Here is a 3,288-nt window from a genome sequence, read left to right on the forward strand (position 1 = left end):
GCCGCCGCCCGGCTGTGGGCCGGGGCGGCCATGGAGCGCTTCATGGAGTTGCGTCATCGGGTCGAGCCGCACCCCGAGGTGGAGCCGCTGCTGGCCGGACTGAGTCGGCACTACCGCCTGGCCAGCATCACCAACGGCAACGTGGCGGTGCAGCGTCTGGCCCTGGGCCGCCACTTCCCGGTGGCCATCGCCGCCGGCGAGATGTTCGCCCCCAAGCCGGACCCGCGGCCATTCCTGGCGGCCCTGGGGCGCCTGGGTGTGACGCCGGCCCGCGCCATGCACGTGGGCGACTCCTGGCGTGAGGACGTCGAGCCGGCCAGGCGCCTGGGCATGCAGGCGGTGTGGATCTCACCGCAGGTGGATACCTTGCCCCTGCCGCCCGGCGTGCATCACCTCGACCACGTACGCGAACTGCCCGCGCTGCTGCGCCGGCTGGGTCAGGAGGCTCCGGAGCTGCCCGATTCCTGATTCCCGGTGGGCTCATTCAACCACTGGTCCAAGCGGGCGCACGCCTCGTCGACTCCCTCGCGCTTGAGCGAGGAGAACAGCTGCACCGTTACCAGGTCTTCCCACTCGCGCAGGCGGCTGCGCACCTGCTGCAGGGCGTTCTTGGCCGCGCCGGACTTGAGCTTGTCGGCCTTGGTCAGCAGGATGTGCACCGGCTTGTCCTGGTCATCGGCCCAGCCCAGCAAGGTCTGGTCGAACTCGGTCAGCGGATGGCGCACGTCCATCACCAGTACCAGACCGCGCAGCGAATGCCGCCCCTCAAGGTACTCGGCCAGGTGACGCTGCCACTCGAGCTTGACCGCCTCCGGCACCTTGGCATAGCCATAGCCGGGCAGATCGACCAGCCGACGGCTGATGTCGTCGCCCAGCGAGAAGAAGTTGATCAACTGGGTACGGCCCGGCGTGCGCGAGGTGCGCGCCAGCGCCTTCTGCCGGGTCAAGGTGTTGATCGCGCTCGACTTGCCGGCGTTGGAGCGGCCGGCGAACGCGACCTCGGCACCGTCATCGACCGGGCACTTGGCAAGCGTGGGGGCGCTGATCAGGAAACGCGCGCTCTGGTAGTTAAAACGGGACATGACCTCGACTTCCTACGGCATGGGCATCAGGGAACAGCGCCGGGTTCTTGACCTGCATTCCCGATGCCGGCTTGTTTCGTTATAATGCGATGTCTTTTGTCTGCGACCTGGGCGCGCTAGTGTACCACCGTGCTCTTGCCGGCAGCGACCGACGCACGCGGCGCTCGCTTCGGCAGGGTGAACCCGGCCTGGCTCGTGAGAGGCTCGGGCAGCTCCCAGGATGCGTACCGGTACAACCCATAACGGCATAGTGAAACAGCGATGAGAAAGTTACTGGCAAGCCTGGCATTTACCATCGGCGCCGTTGGCGTCGCCCACGCCGATCTGGAAGCAGACGCCGATCCTGCCGCCGGACGTGAGCTGGCACAGCCCTGTGCCGCCTGTCACGGTCAGAACGGCATCAGCTCCGCTTCTTCCTTCCCGCATCTCGCCGGTCAGAACATGACCTATACGGCCAAGCAGATCATGGACATCCGCGATGGCAACCGCGTGGTGCCGGAGATGGTCGGTCAGGTCGACGACTTCTCCGACGAGGATGCCTGGGACGTGGCCGCCTTCTATGCCGAGCAGGACCCCCACGTCGGCCAGGCCGATGCCGACGAGGAAGCGCTGATGCGCGGCCAGGAGCTCTACCGTGCCGGCGACATGACCAAGGGCATCCCCGCCTGTGCGGCCTGCCATGGCCCCACCGGGGCCGGCATCAACACTGCCGTCTACCCGGCGCTCTCCGGCCAGTTCCCGGCGTACACCGTGTCGACGCTGCAGGACTTCGCCAGCGGCGAGCGAGCCAACGACCCGAACAACATGATGGCCGACATCGCCGCCAAGATGAGCGATGCCGACATGCAGGCCGTGGCCAACTACATCTACGGTCTGCACTGAATCGCTGCCGACAGGCATGCGCCGGCTCCGAGCCGGCAGCGGAAGGCGGCTTCGGCCGCCTTCTCCGTAGGCAGCGGCAGAGGGTTCGTGGGGAACCGTAACCGACTCCAGCCCTCAAAGTGAGCAGCAAATTCGCTATGCTGGCATTGCCGCCCTAACCTGCGGCATCTCAAGGAGTTCAATCCATGTTCAAGCCTTTCCGCCTTCTTCAGTCAGCCGTGATCGCCGTGGCCGGCCTCGGTCTGGCATCGCTCGCCTCGGCCAATGTGGTCGAAGGACAGCACTACGAGCGCCTGCCCGAGCCCGTCGAGACCCGCGTCAAGGAGGATCAGATCGAGGTGGTCGAAGCGTTCTGGTACGGCTGCCCGCACTGCTACAACCTGCAGAGCAGCGTGACGGCGTGGTACGAGACCCTGGGTGACGACGTCAGCGTGGAGCACCTGCCCGCCACCATGGGCGGCGAATGGAACACCCATGCCGCAGTGTTCTATGCCGCCGAGGAGCTAGGCATCCGCGAAGAGGCCCATGCCGACATCTTCAACGCCATTCATCAAGAGGGACGCCGGCTGACCGATACCGACAGCATTGCCGCCTTCTTCAGCGAATACGGCGTCAGTGAGGAAGAGGCTCGTAAGGCACTGGACTCCTTCGGCGTCAAATCGCAGGTCAACCAGGCCCATGCACGGATGCGCAGCATGCGCCTGATGGGCGTTCCGGCGCTGATCATCGACGGCCGCTATCTGGTCACCCCGAGCAGCGCCGGCAGCCTGGAGAACATGCCGCAGGTGGCCGATGCCTTGATCGAGCGCGTGCGTCAGGAGCGCGAAGACTGACCGTGACTGCCGAGAACTCGCACCTGGCCCAGGCCAGGACCCCGACCCTCGAAGGTGGGCACCTCAAGCTGCTCACCTTCAACATGCAGGTCGGTATCCAGACGTCGGCCTATCACCACTACCTCACCCGTAGCTGGCAGCACCTGCTGCCGCACCCGCATCGGGCGCGGCGGCTCGACATGGTCAGCAGCGTGCTGAGCCGCTTCGACATCGTCGGCCTGCAGGAGGTCGACGGCGGCAGCTTTCGCTCGAGCAACGTCAACCAGGTCGAGTACCTGGCCACCCGGGGCGGCTTTCCCCACCATTTCCAGCAGCTCAACCGCAACCTGGGACGCTTCGCCCAGCACAGCAACGGTCTGCTGTCGCGGCTCGCCCCGACGCTGGTCGAGGAGCACCGCCTGCCCGGCACGCTGCCGGGCCGCGGCGCCATCCACGCCCGCTACGGCGACGGCCCGGACGCCCTGCACCTGTTCGTCGCCCACTCGCGATAT

At 66.5% G+C, this 3,288-nt stretch carries 5 protein-coding genes; 4 read left to right on the forward strand and 1 reads right to left on the reverse strand.

All coding sequences use genetic code 11. The features are described 5' to 3' along the window. Positions 1–468: HAD family hydrolase (locus B8115_RS00475; RefSeq protein ID WP_010625761.1), on the forward strand; the 468-nt coding region annotated here is incomplete at its 5' end. Here B8115_RS00475 and yihA read toward each other — a convergent pair. After that, positions 438–1,082 (reverse strand): ribosome biogenesis GTP-binding protein YihA/YsxC, encoded by a 645-nt coding sequence (gene yihA, locus B8115_RS00480; protein WP_010625762.1) that lies wholly within the window; start codon positions 1,080–1,082, stop codon positions 438–440. The genes B8115_RS00475 and yihA overlap by 31 nt on opposite strands. 261 nt (positions 1,083–1,343) lie before the next feature. Here yihA and B8115_RS00485 point away from each other — a divergent pair, with 261 nt between their 5' ends. The 3 genes from B8115_RS00485 to B8115_RS00495 form a co-directional block, all read left to right on the forward strand. Next, positions 1,344–1,964, forward strand: coding sequence for a cytochrome c (locus tag B8115_RS00485; protein ID WP_010625763.1), 621 nt, complete (start codon positions 1,344–1,346; stop codon positions 1,962–1,964). Between the two features lie 185 nt (positions 1,965–2,149). Then, positions 2,150–2,797 (forward strand): thiol:disulfide interchange protein DsbA/DsbL, encoded by a 648-nt coding sequence (locus tag B8115_RS00490; protein ID WP_010625764.1) that lies wholly within the window; start codon positions 2,150–2,152, stop codon positions 2,795–2,797. A gap of 83 nt (positions 2,798–2,880) precedes the next feature. Further along, positions 2,881–3,288 (forward strand): endonuclease/exonuclease/phosphatase family protein (locus B8115_RS00495; RefSeq protein WP_370542914.1); only part of this gene is annotated, 408 nt, incomplete at its 3' end.

This window comes from Halomonas sp. KM-1, from assembly GCF_000246875.1.
In the GTDB taxonomy this organism is placed as follows: Bacteria; Pseudomonadota; Gammaproteobacteria; order Pseudomonadales; family Halomonadaceae; genus Halomonas; species Halomonas aerodenitrificans.

Coding starts and splice junctions, on each gene's coding strand:
- yihA (WP_010625762.1), bottom strand. CDS start 1,082: ATGTCCCGTTTTAACTACCAGAGCGCGCGTTTCCTGATCAGCGCCCCC.
- B8115_RS00485 (WP_010625763.1), top strand. CDS start 1,344: ATGAGAAAGTTACTGGCAAGCCTGGCATTTACCATCGGCGCCGTTGGC.
- B8115_RS00490 (WP_010625764.1), top strand. CDS start 2,150: ATGTTCAAGCCTTTCCGCCTTCTTCAGTCAGCCGTGATCGCCGTGGCC.